25 protein-coding genes are annotated in these 26,785 nt (G+C 39.8%); 14 read left to right on the top strand and 11 right to left on the bottom strand.

Annotation, left to right across the window (positions count from 1 at the left end; genetic code table 11):
* Positions 1-64 precede the first annotated feature (64 nt).
* The 3 genes from DBR40_RS01070 to DBR40_RS01080 all read right to left on the bottom strand — a co-directional run bounded on the left by DBR40_RS01070 (position 65) and on the right by DBR40_RS01080 (position 4,467).
* A complete protein-coding gene (locus DBR40_RS01070; RefSeq protein ID WP_124557965.1) occupies positions 65-436 on the bottom strand; it encodes a PEGA domain-containing protein in 372 nt (123 codons plus the stop codon).
* Between the two features lie 224 nt (positions 437-660).
* Complete coding sequence (secA, locus tag DBR40_RS01075) at positions 661-3,963, bottom strand: preprotein translocase subunit SecA (protein ID WP_124557966.1); 3,303 nt, start codon at positions 3,961-3,963, stop codon at positions 661-663.
* Between the two features lie 135 nt (positions 3,964-4,098).
* A complete protein-coding gene (locus DBR40_RS01080; RefSeq protein ID WP_124557967.1) occupies positions 4,099-4,467 on the bottom strand; it encodes a hypothetical protein in 369 nt (122 codons plus the stop codon).
* Between the two features lie 161 nt (positions 4,468-4,628).
* Here DBR40_RS01080 and DBR40_RS01085 point away from each other — a divergent pair, with 161 nt between their 5' ends.
* From DBR40_RS01085 to DBR40_RS01095, 3 genes are all read left to right on the top strand, one after another.
* The gene (locus tag DBR40_RS01085) at positions 4,629-5,360 is read left to right on the top strand and encodes an intradiol ring-cleavage dioxygenase (protein ID WP_124557968.1); all 732 of its coding nucleotides are present in this window, start codon (positions 4,629-4,631) and stop codon (positions 5,358-5,360) included.
* A gap of 76 nt (positions 5,361-5,436) precedes the next feature.
* Positions 5,437-5,943 carry a hypothetical protein gene (locus tag DBR40_RS01090; RefSeq protein ID WP_124557969.1) on the top strand — a complete coding sequence of 169 codons (507 nt, stop codon included), beginning with the start codon at positions 5,437-5,439 and terminating at the stop codon, positions 5,941-5,943.
* Positions 5,944-5,945: 2 nt separating this feature from the next.
* A complete protein-coding gene (locus tag DBR40_RS01095) occupies positions 5,946-6,638 on the top strand; it encodes a hypothetical protein (RefSeq protein WP_124557970.1) in 693 nt (230 codons plus the stop codon).
* A 119-nt stretch (positions 6,639-6,757) separates the two neighbouring features.
* Here the strand turns inward: DBR40_RS01095 and DBR40_RS01100 are convergent, their stop codons facing one another.
* Together DBR40_RS01100 and rsgA are read right to left on the bottom strand one after the other, a co-directional pair.
* Positions 6,758-7,711: a Smr/MutS family protein gene (locus DBR40_RS01100; protein WP_124557971.1), complete on the bottom strand. Its 954-nt coding sequence runs from the start codon at positions 7,709-7,711 to the stop codon at positions 6,758-6,760.
* Between the two features lie 136 nt (positions 7,712-7,847).
* Positions 7,848-8,768: a ribosome small subunit-dependent GTPase A gene (rsgA, locus tag DBR40_RS01105; RefSeq protein ID WP_124557972.1), complete on the bottom strand. Its 921-nt coding sequence runs from the start codon at positions 8,766-8,768 to the stop codon at positions 7,848-7,850.
* Between the two features lie 208 nt (positions 8,769-8,976).
* On the opposite strand from rsgA, the gene fumC reads away from it, so the two are divergent.
* The 7 genes from fumC (at position 8,977) to DBR40_RS01140 (ending at position 13,966) form a co-directional block, all read left to right on the top strand.
* On the top strand, positions 8,977-10,374 hold the full coding sequence (gene fumC, locus DBR40_RS01110) for a class II fumarate hydratase (protein WP_124557973.1): 1,398 nt from the start codon (positions 8,977-8,979) through the stop codon (positions 10,372-10,374).
* A 101-nt stretch (positions 10,375-10,475) separates the two neighbouring features.
* The gene (locus DBR40_RS01115; protein ID WP_124557974.1) at positions 10,476-10,823 is read left to right on the top strand and encodes a hypothetical protein; all 348 of its coding nucleotides are present in this window, start codon (positions 10,476-10,478) and stop codon (positions 10,821-10,823) included.
* Between the two features lie 7 nt (positions 10,824-10,830).
* Positions 10,831-11,346, top strand: a complete 516-nt coding sequence (locus DBR40_RS01120) for a fumarate hydratase (RefSeq protein WP_233603750.1) — start codon at positions 10,831-10,833, stop codon at positions 11,344-11,346.
* Position 11,347: 1 nt separating this feature from the next.
* Entirely contained in the window at positions 11,348-12,154 is an 807-nt protein-coding gene (locus DBR40_RS01125) for a S1/P1 nuclease (protein WP_124557975.1), read from the top strand.
* A gap of 114 nt (positions 12,155-12,268) precedes the next feature.
* Entirely contained in the window at positions 12,269-12,715 is a 447-nt protein-coding gene (locus DBR40_RS01130; RefSeq protein ID WP_124557976.1) for a hypothetical protein, read from the top strand.
* A 2-nt stretch (positions 12,716-12,717) separates the two neighbouring features.
* Entirely contained in the window at positions 12,718-13,152 is a 435-nt protein-coding gene (locus tag DBR40_RS01135) for a low molecular weight protein-tyrosine-phosphatase (protein WP_124557977.1), read from the top strand.
* Positions 13,153-13,195: 43 nt separating this feature from the next.
* A complete protein-coding gene (locus tag DBR40_RS01140; RefSeq protein WP_124557978.1) occupies positions 13,196-13,966 on the top strand; it encodes a ThuA domain-containing protein in 771 nt (256 codons plus the stop codon).
* Between the two features lie 49 nt (positions 13,967-14,015).
* On the opposite strand, the gene DBR40_RS01145 is transcribed toward DBR40_RS01140, so the two are convergent.
* Together DBR40_RS01145 and DBR40_RS01150 are read right to left on the bottom strand one after the other, a co-directional pair.
* A complete protein-coding gene (locus tag DBR40_RS01145; protein ID WP_124557979.1) occupies positions 14,016-14,423 on the bottom strand; it encodes a hypothetical protein in 408 nt (135 codons plus the stop codon).
* A gap of 57 nt (positions 14,424-14,480) precedes the next feature.
* The gene (locus DBR40_RS01150; RefSeq protein ID WP_233603751.1) at positions 14,481-15,173 is read right to left on the bottom strand and encodes a hypothetical protein; all 693 of its coding nucleotides are present in this window, start codon (positions 15,171-15,173) and stop codon (positions 14,481-14,483) included.
* A 147-nt stretch (positions 15,174-15,320) separates the two neighbouring features.
* Between DBR40_RS01150 and DBR40_RS01155 the strand changes: the two genes are divergently transcribed.
* A complete protein-coding gene (locus DBR40_RS01155; protein ID WP_124557980.1) occupies positions 15,321-16,772 on the top strand; it encodes an alpha-L-fucosidase in 1,452 nt (483 codons plus the stop codon).
* Here the strand turns inward: DBR40_RS01155 and DBR40_RS01160 are convergent.
* The 3 genes from DBR40_RS01160 to DBR40_RS01170 all read right to left on the bottom strand — a co-directional run bounded on the left by DBR40_RS01160 (position 16,769) and on the right by DBR40_RS01170 (position 22,538).
* Positions 16,769-18,292, bottom strand: a complete 1,524-nt coding sequence (locus tag DBR40_RS01160; RefSeq protein WP_124557981.1) for a rhomboid family intramembrane serine protease — start codon at positions 18,290-18,292, stop codon at positions 16,769-16,771. The two genes, DBR40_RS01155 and DBR40_RS01160, sit on opposite strands and share 4 nt — an antisense overlap.
* 6 nt (positions 18,293-18,298) lie before the next feature.
* Positions 18,299-19,048: a class I SAM-dependent methyltransferase gene (locus tag DBR40_RS01165; protein ID WP_124557982.1), complete on the bottom strand. Its 750-nt coding sequence runs from the start codon at positions 19,046-19,048 to the stop codon at positions 18,299-18,301.
* A gap of 295 nt (positions 19,049-19,343) precedes the next feature.
* Positions 19,344-22,538, bottom strand: coding sequence for a S41 family peptidase (locus tag DBR40_RS01170; RefSeq protein WP_124557983.1), 3,195 nt, complete (start codon positions 22,536-22,538; stop codon positions 19,344-19,346).
* 130 nt (positions 22,539-22,668) lie between these two features.
* Between DBR40_RS01170 and DBR40_RS01175 the strand changes: the two genes are divergently transcribed.
* From DBR40_RS01175 to DBR40_RS01185, 3 genes are all read left to right on the top strand, one after another.
* On the top strand, positions 22,669-23,949 hold the full coding sequence (locus tag DBR40_RS01175) for a glycosyltransferase family 4 protein (RefSeq protein ID WP_124557984.1): 1,281 nt from the start codon (positions 22,669-22,671) through the stop codon (positions 23,947-23,949).
* A gap of 134 nt (positions 23,950-24,083) precedes the next feature.
* On the top strand, positions 24,084-24,830 hold the full coding sequence (locus DBR40_RS01180) for a glycosyltransferase family 2 protein (protein WP_124557985.1): 747 nt from the start codon (positions 24,084-24,086) through the stop codon (positions 24,828-24,830).
* A 223-nt stretch (positions 24,831-25,053) separates the two neighbouring features.
* Positions 25,054-25,614, top strand: a complete 561-nt coding sequence (locus DBR40_RS01185; protein WP_124557986.1) for a type 1 glutamine amidotransferase domain-containing protein — start codon at positions 25,054-25,056, stop codon at positions 25,612-25,614.
* A gap of 65 nt (positions 25,615-25,679) precedes the next feature.
* Here the strand turns inward: DBR40_RS01185 and DBR40_RS01190 are convergent, their stop codons facing one another.
* Positions 25,680-26,723 carry a hypothetical protein gene (locus DBR40_RS01190; protein WP_124557987.1) on the bottom strand — a complete coding sequence of 348 codons (1,044 nt, stop codon included), beginning with the start codon at positions 26,721-26,723 and terminating at the stop codon, positions 25,680-25,682.
* Between the last annotated feature and the right edge of the window lie 62 nt (positions 26,724-26,785).

Consider the following 26,785-nt stretch of genomic DNA (forward strand, 5'->3'; position numbering starts at 1 on the left):
AACTTTTTGGGGTCAGTCTAAATCTGGCTTTTCGAATTATTTCCATTAATGGAATCAAATTAATTTATTTTTTAGGTTCAAATTTATGCTCGTAAACCTTTGGATCGTATTTCATCATCGAACCTGTTGCCGCATCTATAATAAAACCAGGAATAAACAACAAGTTCACCACAGATACAGCATTGAAAGCAATTTGGGGCTGGAAAGTTTTGCTTTCATACCCATCTAGTTTCAGCGTTAGGGTTTGACCTGTAAAGCCTTTTTTTAAGGGAACTGCCATTGGGGTTACTCCCACCTTAACACCATCTACCTCAATATCGGCAGCAGGTGGCGAAGAATTAATTTGAACGGTTTGTTTTGTCCCTGTAAAAACAGTGGCGCAGCCAGATAGCAGCAGTGTCGCTGAAACAGCGGCAATGTTAAAGATTCTTTTCATTTGTGTGTGTTTGTGTATGTGTCCCTACTCTTATGGCTTTTCGGTTACTCCCCGTTTTTTTTGGTTACAGCTCCATTTTAATGGCCATACAGATAAACTGCCTACCAGTTTATCAATGACTCTGTTTGTTTGATAAAGATATAACTAATCCTGAAACTTAAAAACTTAGTTATAAAAAAAGCCCCGACAAAAATGTCGGGGCTTAATGCATTATATTGTGCTAACTACAAATTAGCGCCGTGGCAGTTTTTGTATTTTTTACCGCTTCCGCATGGGCATGGCTCGTTACGGCCAATGGTTGCTTCTTTACGGATTGGTTGTTGTGGAACGGCTTCGCGCGTATCGCCAAACTCAATACCAGGTTCTTCCCTGCCAAACTCCTGTTTAGTGGTTTGCAGCTTAGGCTGTTTTACCGGAGCTGGTGCTTCTCTCACCTGATCTGGCTCTTGCTGAACCGGAATACCACCTTTATATAAGAAACTTACCACCTCTTTGTTTACTGCGTTAAGCATATCTTTAAACAAGTTGAAAGCTTCCATTTTATAAATTACCAATGGATCTTTTTGTTCGTAAACTGCATTCTGAACCGATTGTTTCAAATCGTCCATTTCGCGTAAATGCTCTTTCCAGCTATCATCAATTAAAGCCAGTACAATGGTTTTCTCAAATGAGCGAACCACTTCTTTTCCTTTATTATCGATTGCTTTTTTAAGATCAACAGCTACCTGAATACCGCGGATACCATCAGTAAACGGAACCACAATCTGCTCAATGTGCTGACCACGTTCTTCGTAAACCTGCGTTAATACTGGTAACGACTGGTGAATAATGGCTTCTGATTTACGCGCATAAAATGCTTCAGCCTCTTCAAACAAACGCTCGGTTAACTGTGAAATAGCTGTAGATGAGAATTCTTTTTCGGTAATCGCTGTATCTAAAGAGAAGTTTTTAATTACTTCAAGCTTAAAGCCTTCAAAGTTTGCTTCTGTTTTGTATTCGGTAACGATATCTTCAGCAACATCGAACACCATGTTGTTCATATCTACATCTAAACGTTCGCCAAACAAAGCATTTTTACGTTTAGCATAAATTACGGTACGCTGCGAGTTCATCACATCATCATACTCCAATAAACGTTTACGGATACCAAAGTTGTTTTCTTCTACTTTCTTTTGGGCACGCTCAATAGATTTGGTAATCATAGAATGTTGGATCACCTCACCATCTTCGATACCCATACGCACCATAATGCTCGAAATTCTTTCTGAACCGAATAAACGCATCAGATTATCTTCTAATGAAACGAAGAATTGAGAAGAACCCGGATCACCCTGACGACCAGCACGACCACGTAACTGCCTGTCTACCCGACGCGACTCGTGACGCTCGGTACCTACAATCGCTAAACCACCGGCATCTTTAACGCCTGGGCCTAATTTAATATCGGTACCACGACCAGCCATGTTGGTAGCAATGGTAACGGTTCCGGCCTGACCAGCTTCGGCAACGATATCAGCCTCTTTCTGGTGCATTTTAGCGTTTAATACATTGTGTTTAATACCACGAAGTTTAAGCATGCGACTTAACAACTCAGATATCTCAACCGAAGTTGTACCTACCAATACCGGACGGCCTGCTTCAGTTAATTTTACAATTTCGTCGGCAACAGCATTGTATTTTTCGCGCACTGTACGGTAAACGTAATCCTGCTGATCTTGTCTTGAAATATTTCTGTTGGTTGGAATCTCAACCACATCCAGTTTGTAGATTGACCAGAACTCACCTGCTTCGGTTGTTGCAGTACCCGTCATACCACAAAGCTTGTGGTACATACGGAAATAGTTTTGCAAGGTTACTGTTGCGTAAGTTTGGGTTGCATCTTCAACCTTTACATTTTCTTTAGCTTCAATCGCCTGGTGCAAACCATCAGAGTAACGGCGACCATCCATAATACGGCCGGTCTGCTCATCAACGATTTTAATTTTACCCTCATCGATGATATACTCTACATCAATTTCGAATAAGGTATAGGCTTTTAATAACTGGTTTACTGAGTGGATACGCTCTGCCTTAACAGAATAATCGCGCATCAAGGCATCTTTGGTAACCACTTTTTCTTCTAGAGGAAGGTCAGATTTTTCTAACTCAGCCACTTCAGTACCTACATCAGGTAATACAAAGAAATGAGGGTCTTCACCCGATTGGGTAATTAACTCAATACCTTTTTCGGTTAATTCTACCTGGTTGTTTTTCTCATCAATGTAGAAGAACAATTCCGAATCTACTTTAGGCATATTCTTAGACTGATCGGCCATGTAGTAGTTTTCTGTTTTTAACAACAGTCCACGAACACCGCTCTCACTTAAGAACTTAATTAAAGCCTTATTTTTAGGTAAACCACGATAAGCACGTAATAAAGCCAAACCGCCTTCGCCTTCTTCGGTACCGGTATTACCAGCATTGATTAATTTTTTAGCCTCGTTTAAAGCCTGGGTAACATAGGCTTTTTGTGCATTAACCAAACGCTCAATGCGTGGTTTTAGCTCATAAAACTCATGCTGATCGCCATGTGGAATCGGGCCTGAAATAATTAATGGGGTACGGGCATCATCAATTAATACCGAATCGACCTCATCAACCATTGCAAAGTGCAATTTGCGCTGCACCAACTGATCTGGTGTTTGCGACATATTGTCACGCAGGTAATCGAAACCAAACTCATTGTTGGTTCCGTAAGTAATATCAGCTGCATAAGCCTTTCTTCTCTCTTCAGAGTTTGGCTCATGTTTATCAATACAATCAACACTTAAACCGTGGAATTCGAATAACGGGCCATTCCACTCACTATCCCTGCGTGCCAGGTAATCATTCACGGTTACGATGTGTACACCTTGTCCGGCAAGTGCGTTTAGGTAAGCCGGCAAAGTACTTACCAGGGTTTTACCCTCACCTGTAGCCATCTCGGCAATTTTACCGCTGTGCAATACAATACCACCAATTAACTGTACATCATAGTGTACCATGTTCCAGGCTACCTCGTTTCCGGCGGCATCCCATTTATTGGCCCATTGTGCTTTATCGCCAACAATTTTAACATTGTTTCTTCTGGCAGCATAGTCTCTGTCAAACTGAGTTGCAGTAACCTCCAAATAATCGTTTTCACTTAAACGACGCGATGTTTCTTTAACGACCGCGAAAGCTTCAGGAAGGATTTCTAACAATACTTTTTCCAATTCAGCATCACGTTCTTTACCTAATGCATCAACCTGATCGTAAATGGCCGTTTTTTCGTGAAGATCTAAATCTTCGTTTTCTGCATCAGCCTTAAGGGCCGAAATTTTATTGTCAACTTCAGTTAAGAAATCAGCAATCTTACTTTTAAATTCTATGGTTTTACCACGTAACTCATCGTGGCTAAGTGCCGAAAGTTTACTGTAGTGTTCGTTTATTTTAACAACCAATGGTTGAATAAGCTTTATATCTCTTTCTGATTTACTTCCGAAAATCTTCGCTAAAAATCCTAACATTATATTTTAAATTGTATTTATTTATTAAAAAATGGTGTGTTACAACAACTAAGCCACTGTCAGTATTAAGTCAGTTTGGCAGTTATTGGTATAAATGGGGGCTCAAATCTTAAAAAGATCTTTTAACGAAGGATACTAGGGGCTATTGTTCTTCGGTTTTTTGCGGATGGTTAAATCGGTGATTACCTGATTTACACTAATATATTTTGCAACTTTTAACTGGGGTTGGGTTCCAATTAAAGCAAGTCGGGTGTACGATAATAAATAAGGGTTACGCTGTTCGTTGAACTGAACAATGCTTTTATCAGTAGCATTTGAACTGATTTTATACTCATTACAATATTCGTTTAATATTCTAAGCCCTTCAACGCGCTCGGCTTTGGCCAAATGCGTTAAGCTAAAAAATACAAGAGATATGGTAACCAGGTGTTTCATTAATAGCGGCAAAGCTAGTTTTAATCTTTTATAAAAAGAAATTCCATTATCGCAAAAAGCGTACCTCAAATTTTGGTGTCTTTTAGCTTTCCTCTCATTGCATGCCATTACCGAGTAGCACAACCTATCTTTTTGCGATTAAACGATACAAAATCGGCATACATCGTCACATCGCCGTTACTTAGGTTCAGGGTTTTACCTTTATATCAACAAAAGCAAAACAGTTACCTATGGAAAGAAAAAATTTCATCAGAAGCTTAATGATTGGGGCAATTTCTACTCCGGTAATTATCGAAGCCTGCAAAAAAAGCAGCATAACAGATGGTTCCAGCACATCAGGATCGGGAACTGCAGGTACAACCACCAGCACCAATGGAACCTGTACCGTAGCCCCTACCGAAACCGAAGGGCCTTTCCCAACTAAAGTACCAGCATCATATGTACGTAGCGATATTACCGATGGTCGTACTGGTTATAAAATGACGGTGAAAATAACTATTGGCAATTTGAATAACAGTTGTGCGGCCCTGGCTGGCGCCCTGGTTGATATCTGGCATTGCGATGCAGAAGGAAACTATTCGGAATATGGTGGAACAGGGATGCAAAGTACCAATTATCAATCGGTACACTTTTTACGTGGCCGCCAAACTACCGATGCCAACGGGCTGGTAACTTTTACTACTATTTTTCCAGGTTGGTACAGCGGCCGGGCAACACATATTCATGTTCATGTATATAATGCAGCAGGAACATCGTTAAATGTAACACAAATTGCTTTCCCCGAAGGTAACGGAACCTCGCTGGCTTTGGTAAATGGTTACAGCAAGGGAATGACAGGTTATACGTACAACAATGCCGACAATGTTTTTAGCGACGACAAAACAGGTATTGAAATTGCCACAGTAACCGGAACATTAACCTCAGGTTTCGACCTTACATTTAAATTGAACGTTAAAGCATAATATCATCCTTATTATTATTTGTTTTATTTTCATTAAAGACGTTGGGTTTTCTTAACGTCTTTTTTAATTTTATGCCATGTCTAAAAAGGTGATCGTTTTATGCTATCGAAAAATAATCGATGCTACGGATAATAATCCATGGAGTAAGTTTGTGCATGAAGATAGTTTTGCTGAATTCAAAATGCAATCGCAGTTTTATAATCAGGAACAGCAGTTTACCTCTTTTGCAGAAATACTATTACATGTACCAGATGCCGAAAAACTCCATTTTTTGGTTAGTGCGGCTATTACAGGTTATCTGCGCCAATTAAACGGGATAATTCCTGATGTTTTAGATAATTTGGGCAGAAGATTTTTGACCTTTGAGCATTTTAAGTTCGAAATCATCAATTCCGATATCAACCATCTGGATAAGCATAAAATCGCCATCAACTTTTTTTCAAAGCCATTAATCTGGCATGATACGATCGGCGATCAGTTGCTAGTATCGCAATATAAAGAGACCACTGATGAAGAGGTTTTCACCAATCTTTTTACCATTCAGCCATTTGTTAGCATCCACTCTATAAAAAATATCGATTAAGCATGGAACTTAGCCCCGGAAAAATATACCTGGCCGATCAGCGCGGGCTGACGGAAAATTCGACACTCCGCAGGTATAGCACCTTTAATTTCGAAAAATATTACAGCGAGCACAGGGAGCCACTTGAAAACCTTTTTCTCTGTAACGACGAATCGTTAGCAGGTGGAAAAGTTTCCTTTTTCCTATCCAAAGAAGACTCCTTTCAAATTTTCTTTCCCATTACCGGCGGCATTGATGTGGTGCAGGGAAACAAAGAATTTTCGATTGATACCGGTAAACTACAAGTGTTAAACTTAGGTAAAGGTGAAGTTTTGGAAATTAGTAACCCCTACCCTAAGGATACCATCAATTACCTGCAGCTGGGGATAAAAACGGATTTCTTTTTACTGCGTCCGAGTGAAATGCTTTATCAATTCGACTTTGAAAAAGATCAGAATCACTTAATCGAACTTATTTCCAACCCAAAACTGCCTTTTAAATTAAGTGCCGGTATTTTCGCTGGTCGCGAGGAAGCCATTTACACTCTACAGCATAGCAACAGCAAATTTTATTGCTTTGTTATAGATGGTGCCTTTGAAATTGAAGGTCGATTACTCCATGCCCGTGATGGACTGGCGCTTTGGGACTTGCCACAGGTTGAACTGGAAGCATTGAGCAACAATGCAATTGTGTTAGTTTTGGAGTTTGGGTACTAACATTCCTTTTTGAATGCTAAAATGAGTGAATTTTGAATGAATGAATCAGCATTACGCTTCAGACATTCAATCATTCAAAATTCAATCATTCTTAAAAAAATCAGCATGACGGTATGAAATTACTTAAAAACTACCTCCGTAGCGCCATAACCAAACTTTTCCTTCCTGGCATCCATATACGTTTTTATGTGCGGATTTTTGCTAATCAGTTTGTGGATTTTATCCCGTAAAGTACCATTGCCGGAGCCGTGGATAAAAATCATCTTATCGAAATGGTGCACAATTGCTGCATCAAGGGCATTCTGAAAATGTGTGAGCTGAATCTGTAAAATTTCGCTGGCTTCTAAAAAGTGATGATCATCGCGTAATTTCTCAATGTGCAAATCGATCTCTTTTGCAGGGGCTTCGACCATTTTCTTTTCGTCGGCCGATTTAAAAAAGCTTTCCTTTAACTTTTGTGCATCGATTGTTACCGGCACCAGGTCATCCAGGCGAATCAACCAGCCTTTATTTTTAAGGTTAGGCAACGCTTTTTGTTCAGTGCTAAAATCTTTTGCCCTGAATTTCTTGCGGATCACCAATGGATCAATTGGTTTAGCATCGGCCGTACTCACCACTAAAACCTGAAAGGTAAATTCAGGCCAAAGATCTAAATCAGCCAAAGCAGCCGAATATACCAAGGAGGTACCGTAAGAGGCTATAATCCCATGATAAGCACTGGCGTACTTCCCCTTCTTTTCGGTACTCAAGCTCACCAACAACGTATTTGGCGATTGGTTCTGCAGATGAAAATGAACTACATTACCTACTTTATCATCAGTTGCTACGGCAACATAAATCCCATTCTCTATTTTAGTAACGCCGGGCACATTCACCTGTATCGGCTTAGGCACATCTATTTCCTCTGCCACAACGCCATGGCCATGTACAGATGTTAAGTTGCTTACTGCAACCGGAATCTCAAAACCATCTTCATCGGTAACACCTAAAGTTTGGGCATCGATAATCCGGGTTACATAACCCTCACGTTTCTCATCAACAAAACGCACAAAATCTCCCAGTTTAAATTTCATATCTCCTAAATCTCCAAAAGAGATTTCTCCATTTATTTAATATCGTTTATATTTATAATAACCACTAAGGTATAAGGTACACCAAGATCTTTTTAAGTATGCATAAGACCTTTAGCCACTTTAAGCTTTTTTAAGATTAATGCCTCGTATCGTTTCCGTGGTAAATGCTCAGATAACTTTCATATCTCGAGATGGCAATTTCGCCATCATTAACAGCTTCTATAACCGCACAACCAGGTTCGTTAACATGGCGGCAATTGTTAAAACGGCAATTGTGCGAAGTCTCGAAAATCTCCCTAAAAAAATGGCCAAGCTCTTCCTTTTCAATATCAATTACGCCTAACTCGCGAATACCGGGGGTATCTACGATGAAACCACCCTGCGGCAATTCGAACATTTCGGCAAATGTTGTGGTATGCTGCCCTTTATCGCTCCAGTCTGATACCTCACCTGTTCTTAAATCGCGATCGGGTAACAATGCATTAATCAAGCTCGATTTACCCACGCCCGAATGGCCTGAAATCAAGGTAATTTTATCGGTAATCAGCTCCTGAATCACCGGAATATTAATTCCCTTTAAAGCCGAAACTTCGTAACAGGCATAGCCTATGTTTTGGTAAATATCTTTAAACTCTTGAAGAATCTCTAATCCTTCTTCACTAAACAGATCGAGCTTATTGAACACCAAAACAGCAGGCACATCATACGCTTCGGCGGTAACCAAAAAACGATCAATAAAGCCCAAAGATGTACGCGGCGAAGCTAAAGTAACCACCAGAATGGCCATATCTAAATTGGCAGCCAATATCTGAGCCTGCTTGCTCAGGTTGATCGATTTGCGGATGATGTAGTTTTTGCGGGGCAGCATTTCATTGATCAGGCCCTGATTGCTATCCCGTTCCAGCTCAAATTTCACCCTGTCGCCTACCGCAATCGGGTTGGTTGTTTTAATCCCCTTAATCCTGAACTTGCCTACAATGCGGCAATCGTAGCGTTCGCCATTATCGGCCAGCACATTGTACCAACTACCTGTAGATTTAATAACTAATCCCTGCATATTTGCCGTAAAGGTATGAATATGATTTCATTGGTAGAAGCCGCCGATAACGATAAAAATTCTGGCATTACCTACATCTCAGTAGCAAAATCAGAATCCCAGCCTATATTTTCTCCACATATTTGGCCATGCACTAAATATCTTACATAAATACAACGCTTTAAAAGTCAAAAAACCTAAATTTGCCACAACAAAAATTAAAAATATAATGAGTTTCAGAATAGAACACGATACCATGGGCGAGGTGCAGGTACCTGCCGACAAATACTGGGGTGCACAAACCGAACGCTCACGTAATAACTTTAAAATCGGTCCGGAAGGTTCGATGCCAAAAGAAATTATCCACGCTTTTGGATACCTGAAAAAAGCAGCAGCACTAGCCAATACCGAGCTTGGTGTACTATCGGCCGATAAAGCTGAATTAATTGCAAAAGCCTGTGATGAAATTATTGCCGGCCAGCTTGATGATCAGTTCCCATTGGTAATCTGGCAAACCGGTTCTGGTACGCAGAGCAACATGAACGGAAACGAAGTGATTGCAAACCGTGCACATGTAATTAACGGCGGTTCATTAGCCGATGATAAAAAAGTACTTCACCCGAATGATGATGTAAATAAATCGCAATCATCAAACGATACTTACCCAACTGCAATGCACATTGCAGCCTATAAATTAACTGTAGAAAATACAATTCCGGGCTTAACCCATTTAAGAAACGCTTTAGCTAAAAAGGTAGAAGAGTTTGCCGGAATTACCAAAACCGGACGTACCCACTTTATGGATGCTACGCCGCTTACCTTAGGGCAAGAATTTTCAGGTTATGTACAACAGATTGATAATAGCATCAGGGCCATTAAAAATGCTTTGGTTATGGTTGCTGAATTAGCATTGGGTGGTACTGCTGTAGGTACAGGTTTAAATACCCCAAAAGGATACGATGTTTTAGTGGCTAAAAAAATTGCCGATTTAACTGGCTTACCATTTGTTACTGCACCAAATAAATTTGAAGCTCTAGCTGCACACGATGCCATGGTTGAACTTTCGGGCGCTTTAAAACGTACTGCTGTTGCCTTAATGAAAGTTGCCAATGATGTACGCATGTTGAGCTCTGGCCCACGTTGCGGTATTGGCGAAATTGTTATTCCGGATAACGAACCAGGATCATCTATCATGCCAGGTAAAGTTAACCCAACCCAGCCTGAAGCTTTAACTATGGTTTGCGCCCAGGTAATTGGTAACGATGTAGCCGTTTCAGTTGGTGGCATGTCAGGTCATTTCGAACTGAACGTTTTTAAACCATTAATTGCAGCTAACGTATTGCAATCGGCACGTTTAATTGGCGATGCCTGTGTTTCTTTCACCGATAAATGTGCGGAAGGAATTACTGCAAACTTACCTGAAATTGAAAAACACTTACAAAATTCGTTAATGCTGGTTACTGCATTAAACCCACATGTAGGTTACGAAAACGCAGCAAAAATTGCAAAGAAAGCACATAAAGAAAATAAAACTTTAAAAGCAGCAGCTGTAGAGCTAGGCCTGTTAACCAACGAACAGTTTGATGAGTGGGTTCGTCCGGAAGATATGGTAGGCAGCTTGAAATAAGCTGAAGAAGATCGTCATTCCCGCCTGTGTGGGAATGACGTCTCAGTTAAAAATATAATTGCAGGTTTAAATCAACATGGCTAATTAAACAATAGACAAATATGAATTCAATACTTACTACTCTGCTGAGCTTAACATCTGTTATTGCACCTTGCATCGTATTTGGAAGCTGCTGCTATTTTCTATCGAAAAAAAAAGTAGTTGAAGCTATTTTAATGACTATTGGCTCCGGAATTGGTTTATTTACACACTTGCTTTATTTTTTAGTCCCGCTTTGGACAGCCAGTAGAAATATCGCCTATACTGAAATTTCAATATATTACACCATAATTGGTCTTATTGGTACATTAGCCAGCCTTTGTTTTGCTGTAGGTTTGTTAATCCTGATTCACAATACGGTTAAAAAGCCTAATGTATTCCATGATCAGTTTCCTATGAGCAACGATTAAAAACCCAATGAACAAAATGCATCCCTGTTTAAGGAATTTTTACATTATCCTTTTTACATTATCCATCTTTCAGGTAGCCTGTAGTCCGAGGCCTAATATTCAGGGTAAGGGCGAAGCATTTATGCAAGGCGTTTGGAATGAAGATTCGGTTGCCTTCAGTAACAGGTTAAGTAATTATACTCAACATCATTTCAAATTTACCTGCGATTCGGTTTATATTGACCTGGTTACCCACAGTAAAGTTAATTTCTACGAGGATTCCTGCTTCAATAAAGGAATCTGGAAAGAATACGCAAAAGGCGTTTATACTGTAAGGGGCGACACCTTAATTATCGGCGCTACCTTTACGCACGCCAATTACAAACAAAAAATATCGGGTTGCTACCGCATTGGCCGGTACGAAAAAAACTTCCTGATTAATAAGCGTTCAGCAGATAGCCTTACGCTCGAAAGCATGAATGATCAACGTGAAATAAAACTGGCGTTGAAACAAAAAGTTACCTGCATCCAAAAAGAACTATAAAATGATCTTAACATCCATTAGAAAAAAACTAGCCACAGCTTTAATCGTAGGATTTTTAGCTTATGCACCCACACAGGTAAGTGCCTGGGGCACTATTGGTCACCGCGTGGTTGGCGAAATTGCCGATAGTTATCTAAAAGTCAAAACCCGTAAGGCTGTACAGGGTATTTTGGGTTACGAAAGCCTGGCTATGTGCGCCAATTGGGGCGATTTCATCAAATCAGATTCGACCTACAATTACATGTACAACTGGCACTTTGTTAATCTGCCAGCCGGGTTAAATAAAGATGGGGTTTATAATTTCCTGGAAACAGACAAATCGATAAGCTTATATACCAAAATCCCTGATTTAATTGCCGTTTTAAAGAAAGCAGGTAGCACGCCTGATGAAAAGAAACTAGCATTGCGCATGTTGGTACACCTGGCTGGTGATTTATGCCAGCCCATGCACGTAGCGCGTAAAGAAGATTTGGGCGGCAACCGCGTTTCGGTACTGTGGTTTAACGAAAAATCGAATATCCACCGCGTTTGGGATGAACAGTTGATTGAATATCAGCAATTAAGCTATACCGAATATGCTAAAGCCATCAATCATGCTTCAGCAGTTCAACTTTACAACTGGCAAAACACCAGCTTAAAAGATTGCATTTTCGAATCGTACAACATTTGCAATAAAATTTACGATACCACTAAGGCCGATGCTAAACTAAGCTATCGTTACAACTTTGATTGGGTAGACACGCTCAACAATCAATTGTTAAAAGGTGGTGTACGCTTGGCCAAAATGCTTAACGATATTTACGGTTAATGAAATAGATTTCAAATTTAAGTGCTCCGGTCAGAAAAAGGCCGGGGCACTTTTTTTTTTGTAGCGTATTGATTACCCCACTCGTTTTAAGACAAAACAAACTAAAAAAACGTGATGAAAAAACTATTCTTAATTTTAACGCTGTGCATGGCATTAGGCTGCAAAAAGAAAAATGATGCTGAAAACACTACTGAAATAACAAAATACAATTGGGCCTTAGAATCTGCTACAGTAAGTCCGGCCATGCAAATTGAAGGCAAAGCCGTAACCAATTTCATGACCATGTCTGGTCCTTCTGGTTGCTTAAACAATAACTACACCCTTTCTTTTTCTGAGAACGGCACTTTTGCCATCACATCAACCGGCCCGCTGTGCGATATGATTTCGTACCAGAATGCCAAATGGAGCAAAAAAGGAAGTGAAATAACCCTTAACGATGGTTTTAGCAGCAATGCAAGGGTGGTAAAAATAGAAGGGAAAAATATCACCGATAAATATGTTTTCGAGCAAAATGGAACTACTTTTACAGTAACATATATTTTTACTGCAAAATCCAAGTAACATTGAAAATTTTAATGGTATGCCTAGGCAACATTTGCCGATCGCCCCTGGCAGAAGGCATTATGCGCCACTTAACTGAGAAACAAAACCTAAACTGGAAAATCGCCTCGGCAGGTACCGGCAACTGGCACATTGGCCAGGCTCCCGATCACAGAAGTATAGCGGCCGCCAAAGAAATTGGTTACGACATAAGTAAACAACGCGCGCAACAATTTAACCAAACCATGTTTAGCCAATACGATTTGATTTTGGTAATGGACAGGAATAATTTGAAAGATGTTAAAAGTTTGGCCAGAAGCGAAGCAGAAGAAAAAAAGATTCAACTTTTTCTAGATAACGACGAAGTTACAGACCCCTACTGGGATAATGCCCTATTTGCCCCGGTTTGTAAGCAGGTTGAAGCAAGATGTTTAGAAATTATCAAACAACTTTCTTAATTTTAGCTTTCACTATTAACAACACACACTAGCCAAATCGAAAATGAAAAAATTCCTTTCACTGTGCTTATTAATCGCAACCGTTATTTTATTTCAGGGATTTACCGCAGTAAAAAAGCCTGCAAAAGTCCTGGTTTTTTCCAAAACCAAAGGTTTTAGGCACGGTTCTATCGGGGTGGGCAAAACAACCATCCAAAAACTGGGTTTAAGCCACAATTTTGAAGTAGATACTACCGAAAATGCCGATGTATTTACAGAAGCCAATCTTAAGCAATATGCTACGGTAATTTTTCTAAGCACCACAGGCGATGTATTAAACGATGCCCAGCAAGCGGCATTCGAAAGATATATCCAGGCAGGTGGTGGTTATGTAGGTATTCATGCAGCAACCGATACCGAATACGATTGGCCATGGTATGGAAAACTTGCAGGAGCTTATTTCACCAGTCACCCGGCAATACAGGATGCCAGATTTGTAATTAAAGATAAAAAACATCCATCGACCAAATTTTTCACCGATTCTGTATGGCTGCATAAAGATGAGCTTTATAACTTTAAAGATATCAACCCTGATATCAAAGTTTTAATCACCCTGGATGAAAAATCGTACAAAGGTGGTAAAAATGGCGACTTCCATCCTTTTAGCTGGTACCACGATTTCGATGGTGGAAGGGCCTTTTATACTTCGATGGGGCACACTAACGAAGCATGGGCTGAAGAAAAATTCTTAAATCACCTTTGGGGAGGCATAGAATACGCTATAGGCAAACAAAAGAAACTGGATTACAGTAAAGCAAAATCTAAACTGCTTTAAGCCACAAGAAAAAATCGCCTGCTAATAAAGTTTAACAGGCGATTTTTTCTTAAAAGAACAATTGCGATAAAACGTTGCTCGCGCTTGGTGCAGCAGGTTTTAATGATGTAAATTTCGCTAATTGGGCAACGGTTAAGGCTGTACCCAATTTAGATTTTAAACCTGCATACAATTTACCGAATTTGCTCGTATAAGCTGCGGGGTCTGTTTTCTGTGTAGCCATAATAGTGGCTTTCTGCACCAAAAAATCTTTAATAATCGTGGTAACTGTTGGTTTCTGCGCAGGAGTTAAACTCAATGCAGGTGTAAGTTTACCCAGAATAGTAGATGTTAAGCTGTTTGCATCGAAGCCAGTTGCTGCCGCAGCAGCAGTTCCAACTTTATTTAAAATACTTTGCGCATTCGAGCTTAAGTTTAAACCCAATACCAGGGCTGACAAGATCAATAGTTTCTTCATTTTTAAAATTATTTATTGATCTAATATAGAATATATACAACTATTAAGAATGAATTTTTAATTAAGTTTTGTTTTTTTAAGATTCACCAGGTAAATATAGTTGAGCATACAGAAAGAGGCCATAGCCCCGAAAGTATGCCACAAGAAATGAGTGCCTATAGTGAATATCTCCCATTTATCGGCAATGCGAAAAGTAAGGGCAAATATGAAAGCAATTAATGCAAAACCTACCCATTTGCCATTTTTCCAATCGGTTTTTACCAGATAGCCAAACACTGGAAATAATACTAAAGCAGCCATAAAAGCGTAATTAATATTAATAAATGATTGAAAATCGCCATGACTAAAAAGTTGCCGTACATAAAATTGAAAAAAGGCATACACAGCCACAATTAAAACGGCAAAATACCACCGGGTTAGTTTAGCTAAAAAGTAAACCCCGGCCGAAAGGCAAAGCAGCATGATCGGCATCCAATCCATCACAATAAAAACCGGCCAGCGCCTTAATCCATGATAAGTTGTTCCGCCAATACCCCCAATAAAAAGCAAAACCAAAGCGCCACTTAAAAATTTATGCTGGTTAAAATTTCGGCGCAATTTAATGGTCCAATACAGGGCTATTACCAAAAAGAAAGCACTGGTTATGGTATTAAAAGGCTCGGGAAAGAGCTGGTTAAGGTTTGTTTCGGTATATATTGTACCTCCATCGGGAGGAATCTGGAGCATGGTAATCATAGTAGCTAAACGCATTATAAAATTAAATGTTTGAGGCCCGTATGTAACGATCAAGATGGAAAAATAATTTGGTAATTACGTGAGCAACAGGTTAAATGTTGGTTAATTCTAATCGCTCAACCGTTATTTTATGTATTTTAGTCAGCCTAAGCAACAACCAATATGAGACCTTTATTAATTCTATTTTTATTTCTTTCGGCAGCAACATATGCCCAAAACGCGCCCAAACCTTACGGAGCGCTACCTTCTAAACGCCAGCTCGCATGGCACGATACAGAAGTATATGGTTTAATCCACTTTACACCAACCACATTTGAGAATAAAGAATGGGGATTTGGCGATGCAGATCCGAAAACATTTAATCCAACTGATTTTAACGCCGATCAGATTATCAAAGCCGCAAAAGCAGGCGGTTTAAAAGGCATTATTTTGGTGGCCAAGCACCATGATGGTTTTGCCTTATGGCCAACCAAAACAACCAGTTATAACATCAGCAAGAGCCCTTTCAGAGGCGGAAAAGGTAACCTGGTTAAAGAAGTTGAGCAGGCAGTACGTAAAAATGGCTTAAAGTTTGGCGTGTACTGTTCGCCATGGGACCGGAACAATGCCCTTTATGGAACTGATAAATATTTAGCCATTTACCAGGGCCAGTTAAAAGAACTATATAGCAATTATGGTGGCCTTTTTATGAGCTGGCATGATGGCGCCAACGGCGGCGATGGTTACTATGGCGGAGCAAGAGAAAAGCGCTCGATCGACAATACCACCTATTACGACTGGAACAATACCTGGGCCATTACCCGTAAAATGCAACCTATGGCTAACATATTTAGTGATATTGGTTTGGATATCCGCTGGGTAGGAAACGAAGACGGACATGCAGCCGAAACAAGCTGGGCTACTTTTACCCCAATGGCACCTGATGGAAAAAGTGTTGCCGTTCCGGGCCAGGCCAATTACCCGCAAAGTCCTGAGGGCATTAGAAACGGAAAATTCTGGATGCCGGCCGAATGTGATGTTCCACTAAGAAAAGGCTGGTTTTTCCATGCCAACGAAAAGCCGAAAAGCCCTGAAACGCTTTTCGAATTATATTTAAAAAGCGTTGGTCGTGGTGCCGGTTTAGACCTTGGTTTAGCTCCCGATACCCGTGGCCAGCTCCACGCAGACGATGTTGCCTCTCTAAAAACCTTCGGCGATATGGTTAAGCATACCTTTGCCAATAATCTGGCTAAAAATGCAAAACTAAAACTGAGCAATAGCCGCGGTGGCAAATATAATGCAGCAGCATTATTGGATAACAACAAAACAACCTACTGGGCTACACAAGATCAGGTGCACGAAGCTACAATTGAACTTAATTTACCCGCTTCAAAAACTTTCGACATCATTAGCCTGCAGGAATATATTCCGTTAGGACAAAGAATTGAGGCCTATACCATTGAGGCTTTTGAAAACGGAGCATGGAAAAAGGTTTACGATGGCACCAGCATTGGTGCCAAAAGATTAATTCAACTCGATGCCCCTATTACCACGAATAAAGTAAAAATCAATATCAATAAATCGCCTGTTTGTATTACTTTAAGCGAAATAGGGCTTTACAAAAAAATCGCTTAATCGCGGCTATATTCGCTTGAACTGGCTTCACCACGCAGTATATTCACTTCGTCGGTAAGCTGTTCAATTTCATCGCGGTATTTTGATGTTCCTTCAAGATATTCGCGGTGCAAAAGTTCAGAGATTTTGATGCCCAGATTCGTAATCTTGCTATCAAAATCTCTTCTGTAATTCTCCTTTTTTTCGAGCCTGAGCTTCTTCATTTCGGCAACAATCTGCTTATTTTTACGCCATACCTGTATTCCATACTGGTCAATCATCTTTACCTTTTCGGCTTTCGACAGATCGTAGGGAATGGAATAAACCTTATTAAAATCGAAAGTATTTTGCTCAAAGGCAAACTGTAGCTTGTAAAACTTTCTGTTATGATAATTTGGTGTGAGGGCTAAAACCGCAGCAGCAAACACTACAACAATTATACTTGTTAATCCATATTGTAAGCCGGATGTGATCTTCCAGCGCCCTACTTTTTCATTAAAAAGCAGGTAACAAATTACAAAACCCGAAACAAGCCCGCCAATATGTGCACTGTTATCTACATTACCACCTATACCATTTAAAAGCATTATGGCAGTTACCACAACGGTACTGATTAGCAGCGCTCGGCTTGCGTTCTTTTCGAATGCCTTGCTCACACTTAAGGCCATAAAAGCACCAAAAATACCCATTATGGCTCCCGATGCGCCTGCCATAAAACCGATTTTATGAAAGATGATGCTCACCAGACCACCACAAATACCGCTCAGTAAGTAAGTAATCAGAAATTTAACCGAACCTAATTTATGCTCAACCATGAGCCCGATATAAATGAGCGCATAGAGGTTAAAAAACACATGCCAGATATTTAAATGAATAAACTGATGCGTAATTAAGCGCCAGAGCTGGCCTTCTAAAACCAGTTCCCTGCTGTTTGCACCCAGGTTTAAGTACCCGTTAGTTATTACCTCAGGAATAAGTGCATCTTCACTACGAAGTTTAAATACAATTGTGATAAATAAAAAGGTTATTGCATAATAGATAATATTTAAAATTACAAGAATGGGCGTAACCAGATAGCCCTTTTGAGGTAAAAAAAGGAATAGAATGTTCTTAATCTTATTCTTTGCTGTTAGCGGAGCTTTCTCAAAATAAGTATCATCCTGCGTTGCAATTAAGGTATGAAATGCGGCCAGACTTTCATCCCAAATATCCTGCAAGTGGAATTGAGCATATTCAAATTCGTGAAAAAATTTCTCCAGATTGAGGTCGTTTTTCCCGTAATCGTTAAAAAGCATCTGAATGCCAACGCACTCGCTTTTTACCACGGCAAAATTGCCATGAATACGGATAGAAATCTCTTCGGTGTACGACTGAAAAGAGATTGGGGTATAAGCTATAATCCCTGTTTTGGAAATGTGACTTAATTTCCAGCCCAGGTTTTCGATTACCTGACGGGCAATAATTAAATATTTATCGGCCGGAAAATCGGCCAAAGGGATATATTTTTCAATTTTAGGCGAGTAACCCCAACTGATTGCCATAGAGCGCTAGTTTTTTTTCGCCTCTAATATAATATATGGTGATAGATTTTTGCTCTCGAATGGAATAATCTTGGTAAATATTTTTCCGGCCAACCATACCGCTTTCTTGAAAACACGCACGCCAGCCGATTTTTGGTCTTCGTTTTCCAGCCAAACGCTAAAACGGCCAAAATAGCCCGATTTTACTTCTTTTAAACCTGCATCTTCGCAAATTTTCTGAAGCAAAGCAGGGTTCATGCTGTCGATATTGTGTTTATCGTAGTTCTCTTTATCGAAATTCTTCTGGAACCAGCCATTTACAGCTTTAAAATTAGGTAAGGTGATAAATAAAGTGCCCCCAGGTTTTACAAATGCAATGTGGCGATTAATAATATCGGCTGTATCGTTAAAGTGCTCAATTAAACCACAGCTGAGTACCAAGTCGTATTGTTTTTCGGGCGTGTAATTAAACAAATCGGTTTCAATAATGTGGATATCCTTTTCAGTCAATTCATTTTTTTCCAACAGCTCTTTTACAACAGGCGGATGTACAAAATAATCCAGTAAGGTAACATCCAGTTTGAAATACTTTTTCAAAAACACCGCATAATACCCTGGGAAACCACCCAATTCGATAGCTGTTTTAACCTGGTTTTGCTGAATCACATCAGCCAGCTGGCGATGAAACAAATAGTTTGATGGTAGCCGAACGGCAAGTCCTTTTTTACTTTCCCAATAATTTACCCAAAAAGCCCTGTCGGTTAATAAATTTGCCATATTTTAAAAATTCCAGCTCCAAAGAAACGGAAAAATTTGGTTAACTGCCTAAAATGGTAATTGTTTAAATTGGTTAACTACTTAAACTGTGAAAGCATTCTATTGCTTGACTATTAAATTGGCGCTATTGCTAATTTGAAGCAAGTTGGTTAATCTTTTAAATTGGTTAACTGTTTAAAACTGTGGAGCGTTCTATTGCTTGATTGTCGGTTGCCAGCAAGCTAACAATCCGACAATAAAACAACCTTTCTGTATCATGCCCAATTAACCAATTTAAACAGTTAACCGATTAACCCTATTTCAGATCTTTCAAAATCTCGGCAACTGCTTTTTCCAGTTGCGGGTCTTTATCAGCCAGGCGGTCTTCGAAGGTATTTTTCACAAAAATATCGGGCTTAACGCCTTCTTTTTCTATGTTTTTACCATCCATGGTATAACAACCCCACGATGGTAAACGATATGAAGAACCGTCTACTAAACCTTTGGCTGATGTGAAAATAATCCAGCGGTATGTTTCTGTACCGATTATTTTACCCAGTTTTAATTGTTTAAAGCCAGCTGCAGTCATTTCAGCATCGCTTAACGATTGCTCGTTAATTAACAGCACTATCGGTTTCGTAGCTGGGCCAAAATTACTTTGTGGTGCCAATTTTCCGCCACGGTATTTCCATTGCAGGTATGGGCGTTGCGAAAGGAATTTCAATACATCATCGTGCACATTACCTCCGGTATTGTAACGAAGGTCTAAAATAATAGCTTCTTTATTTTCTTCCTGAGCCACCATATCCAGCAGGAAAGTTTCGAGCTCTCCGGTGCCCATATTTTTCATGTACGAATAAGCAATGCGGTTATTGCTCCATTTATCTACATTTTTATGATTTTGGGTAATCCATTCATCGTACAAATTGCCCCTTAAAGCTCCAGTACTTTCGGGATGTACATTGACAAAAACTTCCTTACCGTTCCGGCTAAAGGTCAGGGTCATTTCGCGGTCTAAAGAAGGTTTACTGAAATAATAATCGCGATCTATTTTTTCATCTACCTTAACTCCGTTTACTTCTGTTAAAATATCGCCAGCTAAAATATTTGTCCCGATGTGTGCCGCATTACTTTTAGCTACAATACGCGCTACTTTTAGTGGGTTTTCATCGTCGAAGATAATTCCGGTTTCATTGGTTACATAAGTTAAATTTTTACGCTCTTCGGCTCCCAAACTATTAAAACCCATGTGTGAGGAGTTGAGCTCGCCCAGCATATCATTTAAAAGGATGCGTAGATCACTGCGGTTATTTACATACGGCAAATACACAGCATAACGGGTTTTCATTTTATCCCAGTCTACCCCGTGGAATTTCTCGTCGTAGAAATTTTCATCTAGTCCTACCCAGGTTTCGTAAAACATCTGGTTAAACTCGGCATTTAAGTTTCTGGTAAATTTGTAGCCATGGTCTATCCTATCCAGCTTATTGGCTTCTAAGGTATACTTGTTGATTACTCCCCGCGTTAACACAAAAAACTTATCACCAGCCTGAATCAGTGAATAATCGCCACCATCAGCTACTTTTTCGGTTTTATTGGCTTCAAAAGGCTCAATAGTTGTACGGTACAAGCCCGGTGCACCACCTTCATGGTTCGACGAATAAAACACATAAGTTTTATCACCTTTGGCATAAGCATCCGTTCCATACTGACCACCAAAAGAAGGGCCAACCAGCTCTATCCTATCCAGAATATCCTGAGTGTTAATGGTGATTACGTTTGCAGGGTTCGGCGTAGGCTTAACATCTGTTCTCTTTTTGGCCGTATCGGCTTTTGCCTTTTTATCATTTTGGCTTGCCGGATTAGGCTTTACTTCTGTAGTAGCAGGTTTGGTTTCTTTAAACAGGTCATCAAATTTATCCGAACGGAAAGGCTCTCCATAATTATCTAAAGCCATGCGGTAAATATGGGCATTGGCCATTCCGGTAGGGTAAGAAGGCTTGGTACGGGCACTGGTGAAGAAAATGTATTTCCCATCTGGTGACCATGCCGGACCAGTTTCGGTAACGCCTGTATTGGTTAAATTAATGGTTTTATTCCCTTTAATGCTATGCACTACAATATCCTGCTCAAAATTGCGGTAAACAGTAAAAAGTACATATTCATCGTTTGGCGAAAAACTTGGCGCCGCACTTTGCAAAGCCCAAAACTCATCTGTTACCAGCGTTTTGCTTTCGAAATTTTTAAGGTCAATCAGTTTTAGTTCATTTCTACCACTTAAATAAACACCCATGGTTTTGGTTTTATTCAGGGTAATATCGCGGTTGTTTGCCTTGTCCTTTGTTAATTGCTTTATCGTTCCTTTGCCATCGCCGGTTATGGTAAACCAGTTTTGATAGCCGTTAGCCGTTTGGCTAAACAAAATCGTTTTGTTATCGGCCAACCATTTGCATTCCATGGCGCGCTCGCCACTGTTGGTAATTTTGCGGATAAACTTACCATCAGCATCACTTACAAAAACTTCACCACGTGAAATAAAGGCCATTTTTTTGCCATCGGTTGAGACATCAAATGCGGAAATATTGCCACGTACATCATATTCCTGCTCTTTGCTTAACACCTGGTTACGCGAAGTGCTGATGTTTACCTTTTCCGTTTTTTTCGTTGCAACATCGTAGGTGTACAGCTGATAATCTTTTTCAAATACTACAGTAGTTCCATTTGCAGCAACGAACGGACGTTTAATTGAGGTATCGAAATTAGTCAACCCGGTTTTTTTACCCGCAATAAAAGTGTACAGATTGTATTCATCATTACCTTCATCTGATACAAAAAACACGTTTCCTTTCTGATCTACGCTGGTCCAGAAATCTTTACCAATATAATCGGTATAACGTTTATAGTTTTTTGTTTTCAGGTTATAAGATTGGATATCGGGATTGTAAGCTCCTTTGTAATGTTTACGATTGGCAAAGCGCATACTTTCCCAGGTATCGTTAAAGAACAGCTCTCCGCCTGGCGATTCGGCGATATGGTGTGTAGTGTTAAAATAGTTATTGAATAAACGCACCGCTGTGCCTCCATTTACATTTACTTTATAGCTCGAAAAAGAATTGTAGCGTCCCGAGGTAAAATAAATGGTTTTCGAATCCCAGCTCCAGTTATCAACCTCATCGGACGCATCGTTAAAGGTTAGCTGTTTAATATCTCCACCCGCAACAGGCATGAGGTAAACATCGTAATTGCCAAACTGGTTAGATGAAAATGCCAGCCACTTTCCATCAGGAGATATTTTCGGATTAATTTCTTCTCCCTGCATGGCTGTAATGCGCGATGCCACGCCACCTTTTACAGGAACTTTCCAAATATCGCCATCATAGCTAAATACTATTGTCTGTGCATCGGGCGTTAAAGCTGGATATGCAGCAAAATAAGTTTGGTTTTGGCAAAATGAATGCGCCGGCCATAAAAAAGCCAGAGTTGCAAGTGATTTTAGTAAGGATTTAATCATGATTAAGTTAGTTTGGCTCCGGAAAGACAGTCCTTTTTTTGATAAAAGGCATGCCTAACCTTTAGAACGATAAAATATGTGGATGAAATTACGCAACAGATTTTATAATCGTAAACAATAAAATGTATTTTTGATTGATTTGAAAGTAGTACACCTAAATACCTATGATGGAAATGGTGGAGCCGGCCGTGCCTGCTTACGCCTGAGCAATGCTTTAAAAGCGAGTGGAATCGATTCAAAAGTATTGGTTTACTATAAATTTGGTCAAAATCCTAAAATAGACACCTTTAGTAAATCGCCTATACAAAAAGCCAGGGCCATTTACAACATCTTATCAGAAAGATATTTTTCCAAATGGTTAAGTAAATCGGTAAAAACACCCTTTAGTTTGCAATGGTTTGGCCGTTCGGTTATCAACCATCCTGAGGTTAAAAATGCCGACATTATCCATTTACATTGGGTAAACCATGGTTTTCTCAATCCTAAATTTTTAGCGCAACTGGATGAACTTGAAAAACCAATTGTATGGACTTTTCACGATAGCAATGCTTTTACCGGCGGCTGCCACGTGCGCTATGGCTGCGAACATTTCCACCAACAGTGTGGTAATTGCCCGATTTTAAAAATCAGCGGCAAGCATGATATTTCGCACAAAACCTGGATGAGGAAACAGAAAGCCTACACCGAATTAAATTTCCATATTGTAGCGCCGAGCAAGTGGATGGCTGCATCGGTAAAATTCAGCAGTTTGCTGGGCACCAGAAAAACTACAGTTATTCCGAATACCATCGAAACCAAAATTTTTAAGCCTTATGTTAAGGCTGAAGCAAAGAAGATCCTGAAAATTAATCCGGATAAATTTGTGCTGATGAGTGGCTTTATGCCCTCAAAAAACGACAAACATAAAGGTACGCCTTATTTAATAGAAGCTTTAGAAATTTTAGCACGCCGCTCCGGCATTCAAAAAGAAAATATCGAAATTGTTATTTTCGGCAATAAGGAGAATGCAGAAATGCCCGAATTTCCGTTTAAAACTACTTTTTTGGGCACTATTAATAAAGATGACCATTTGGCCAAATGCTATTCGGCAGCCGATGCTTTTATCACCCCCTCTCTGGAAGATAATCTGCCCAACACCGTAATGGAAAGCCTGGCCTGTGCCACTCCGGTGGTGGCTTTTACTACAGGTGGCATTCCGGATATGGTTAAACACATGCAAAACGGTTACCTGGCCGAATACCAGAATGCCGAAGATCTAGCCAATGGTATTGAATGGCTTTACCACCGCCCCAATAAAGATGAGATTCAAAAAGCTGCACGGTTAAGCATCCTTACCGATTTTTCGGAAGAAGTAATTGCTGCAGAACACATTCATTTGTATGAAACTTTGATTGATTTACAGCCGAAATAACCGCTAGAAATTACCTTTCAGCTTAGCTTTTAACCTGAATTCATTCAAAATGTTTGGTCAATTTCATTTTCGCTGACAGTAAACAAAAATTACACAATCTTTATTAAATTTACTCCAATCCAAAAACCCAACCCTTGCCAAAGTTAACTGTCATTACCATTGTGTACAATAACGTTCGTGATATTGAACGCACCTTAAAATCTGTTTTAAACCAGACTTATAAAAAAATAGAATATATCGTAATTGATGGTGCTTCAACTGATGGAACACTTCAGGTGGTTGAACAGTATAAGAACCAGGTTTCGAAAATCGTATCTGAGCCCGACAAGGGTATTTATGATGCCATGAACAAGGGCCTGGCAATTGCCACGGGTGATTACGTGCTATTTATGAACTCTGGCGATGAGCTATATGACCAGCATACAGTGGAGGACGTTTTTACCAGTTCGCCGGGGGCGGATATTTATTATGGCGAAACCGAAATGTATAATGATAACTGGGAAAGTTTAGGCCGCAGAAGGCACGAGGCTCCCGAAAAATTTGACTGGACCAGTTTTAAATATGGTATGAATATCAGTCATCAGGCCATTTATATCCGCCGCAGCATTATTGTGCCTTACGATTTAAATTATAAATACAGTTCAGATATCGATTGGATTATTAAAGCAGCTAAAAAGGCCTCGAATATTGTGAATGTACACCGTTATGTAGCTAAATACCTGGTTGGTGGCATGAGCAAGAAAAAACACCGCGAAAGTTTAAAAGAGCGGTTTAATATCTTTAGCAAATACTATGGCTTACTTCCAAACATCTTCAACCATGTAATTATCGCTTGCAATTTAGCCTGGTACTTTGTTAAGCACCGAAGGACTAATGATTAGCTATTTCACTACAACATCGTCATGCTGAACTTGTTTCAGCATCTCTAAATTTTACTGGATTTATCGAAAGATTTCATCTAAAATGGGTATCGAAACGTTTCGACAGGCTCAACATGACAAGCACTCATTTAAATCAACTATAATAATCGCAATCTCAAATTTCTGAAAACAATAACTTTTCCCAACTGTCTTTAATACATACCTATTAAAAACAGAAAAGATTATGGGACGATTAAGTAACCGCATTATTGCTGTTCTTTCAGAAAGGGGATTTGAAGAAGTAGAACTTACAGAACCAGTAAAAAGGTTAAAAGAAGAAGGCGCAACCGTTCACATCATCTCCTCAAAAAGCGGTAAAATAAAAGCCTGGAATCACGATCATTGGTCAATAGAAATTGATGTAGATAAAACTATTTCGGAAGCAAATGCGGATGATTATAACGGTTTACTTTTACCGGGCGGGGTAATTAATCCCGATCAGTTGCGTGTTAATGCCGATGCCCTCGCTTTTGTAAAGTCATTTTTTGTCGATGGAAAACCTGTTGCCGCTATTTGTCATGGGCCACAAACGCTGATTAATGCAGATGTGGTTCAGGGGCGCAAAATGACTTCAGTTAAAAATATTTCGCAAGATCTAATCAATGCAGGTGCCTTATGGTCTGACGAGGAAGTTGTGGTAGACCAGGGTTTGGTTACGAGCCGCACGCCAGAAGACTTACCTGCATTTAACGATAAAATTGTAGAGGAATTTGCAGAGGGTGTTCACGAAGGCCAGCACGCCTAAAAACTTTGGACGCTCTTTCTAGATTCACTCAAAAGCGGTTGGTAATTTTACCAGCCGTTTCTTTTTTAAAGTTTAACCTGCCTGATAATATTTTTAATGTTCAGTTCAATAATATCGGTCATGGTATTGCACTTCAGGTAGTTGGTATCTTTAAAATAATCGCTCATTCCCTGTTTCAGCATAGCAATATTTTCAGGTGTAGTTAGTTCCTCTTTGTTAGATACATCCCGCAAATCGGTTAAACGGTGCCGCTCGCTCCTAACCCGATGTACAATCGACGATCTTTCTTCCTGCTGATACTGTAGCACCGTTTTATCAGTAAGTTGCTCCATGCTCATTTTTACATAGGGCAAATTTTCTTTAAAAAACTGTGGCAGATAAACTTTAAGGTTCCCTTCATAAAACTGCTGATCAAAATCAATTGCCCTGATGCGGAATTGAATATCGTCAAAATCGGGAGTAATCTGAACCACAAAGTTATAGGCCCTCATATCGCCCAAAAGCATAATTAAACAACGCTCGTTAAACTTTACAAACTCTTTTGCTATACGTGTTGGGTTAAATTCGGGTGCATACAACTGTCCTTTGGTAAATACATCACCGGGGATACCTGCAATATGCTCTTCTACCAGCGTATCACCATCTACCAGATAATTAACTTGATTTGGCGACAGTATTTCTTCCATCTCCAGGCCATAAATACGCGAAGCATCAGCTTTTTTGATGTAGAAATAATCGTAAACATCATTTAACCGGTTAACAATCCTGATGCGAAAGGGATGCGTATTGCCAAAGGTACAGTATTCAATTTTATCGATATATTTATGCTGCACAATACGTAGATTGCCTGATGCTTTTAAGTTGGCATAAACTTCTTTCAACCCATTATGCAGATGCTCAATTAAATCCTGGGCATAAATAGGTCCTTCCCAAAGCGAATCCTTGCCAAACTTATCCATTAACGGAAAAGCCTCATTAAACTGCATCAAATCCTGATAGGAAATAGGTAGTTTAGCCTCGCGTTGGTAAGTACGCAAATATTTCTGCAAAGCAGGGCTAACCGGAAAAATCGGTTTCTTTTTCGAAATTTTTACGTCGTTGTTTTCCATGCAAGGGCAATGTACAGTTTAAAAATTTAACCGCAAAGAACGCTAAGTTTTACGCAATGCAA

The sequence above is a fragment of the Pedobacter sp. KBW01 genome (assembly GCF_003852395.1).
In the GTDB taxonomy this organism is placed as follows: Bacteria; Bacteroidota; Bacteroidia; order Sphingobacteriales; family Sphingobacteriaceae; genus Pedobacter.

Coding starts and splice junctions, on each gene's coding strand:
- DBR40_RS01070 (WP_124557965.1), bottom strand. CDS start 436: ATGAAAAGAATCTTTAACATTGCCGCTGTTTCAGCGACACTGCTGCTA.
- secA (WP_124557966.1), bottom strand. CDS start 3,963: ATGTTAGGATTTTTAGCGAAGATTTTCGGAAGTAAATCAGAAAGAGAT.
- DBR40_RS01085 (WP_124557968.1), top strand. CDS start 4,629: ATGGAAAGAAAAAATTTCATCAGAAGCTTAATGATTGGGGCAATTTCT.
- DBR40_RS01090 (WP_124557969.1), top strand. CDS start 5,437: ATGTCTAAAAAGGTGATCGTTTTATGCTATCGAAAAATAATCGATGCT.
- DBR40_RS01095 (WP_124557970.1), top strand. CDS start 5,946: ATGGAACTTAGCCCCGGAAAAATATACCTGGCCGATCAGCGCGGGCTG.
- DBR40_RS01100 (WP_124557971.1), bottom strand. CDS start 7,711: ATGAAATTTAAACTGGGAGATTTTGTGCGTTTTGTTGATGAGAAACGT.
- rsgA (WP_124557972.1), bottom strand. CDS start 8,768: ATGCAGGGATTAGTTATTAAATCTACAGGTAGTTGGTACAATGTGCTG.
- fumC (WP_124557973.1), top strand. CDS start 8,977: ATGAGTTTCAGAATAGAACACGATACCATGGGCGAGGTGCAGGTACCT.
- DBR40_RS01115 (WP_124557974.1), top strand. CDS start 10,476: ATGAATTCAATACTTACTACTCTGCTGAGCTTAACATCTGTTATTGCA.
- DBR40_RS01120 (WP_233603750.1), top strand. CDS start 10,831: ATGAACAAAATGCATCCCTGTTTAAGGAATTTTTACATTATCCTTTTT.
- DBR40_RS01125 (WP_124557975.1), top strand. CDS start 11,348: ATGATCTTAACATCCATTAGAAAAAAACTAGCCACAGCTTTAATCGTA.
- DBR40_RS01130 (WP_124557976.1), top strand. CDS start 12,269: ATGAAAAAACTATTCTTAATTTTAACGCTGTGCATGGCATTAGGCTGC.
- DBR40_RS01140 (WP_124557978.1), top strand. CDS start 13,196: ATGAAAAAATTCCTTTCACTGTGCTTATTAATCGCAACCGTTATTTTA.
- DBR40_RS01145 (WP_124557979.1), bottom strand. CDS start 14,423: ATGAAGAAACTATTGATCTTGTCAGCCCTGGTATTGGGTTTAAACTTA.
- DBR40_RS01150 (WP_233603751.1), bottom strand. CDS start 15,173: ATGCGTTTAGCTACTATGATTACCATGCTCCAGATTCCTCCCGATGGA.
- DBR40_RS01155 (WP_124557980.1), top strand. CDS start 15,321: ATGAGACCTTTATTAATTCTATTTTTATTTCTTTCGGCAGCAACATAT.
- DBR40_RS01160 (WP_124557981.1), bottom strand. CDS start 18,292: ATGGCAATCAGTTGGGGTTACTCGCCTAAAATTGAAAAATATATCCCT.
- DBR40_RS01165 (WP_124557982.1), bottom strand. CDS start 19,048: ATGGCAAATTTATTAACCGACAGGGCTTTTTGGGTAAATTATTGGGAA.
- DBR40_RS01170 (WP_124557983.1), bottom strand. CDS start 22,538: ATGATTAAATCCTTACTAAAATCACTTGCAACTCTGGCTTTTTTATGG.
- DBR40_RS01185 (WP_124557986.1), top strand. CDS start 25,054: ATGGGACGATTAAGTAACCGCATTATTGCTGTTCTTTCAGAAAGGGGA.
- DBR40_RS01190 (WP_124557987.1), bottom strand. CDS start 26,723: ATGGAAAACAACGACGTAAAAATTTCGAAAAAGAAACCGATTTTTCCG.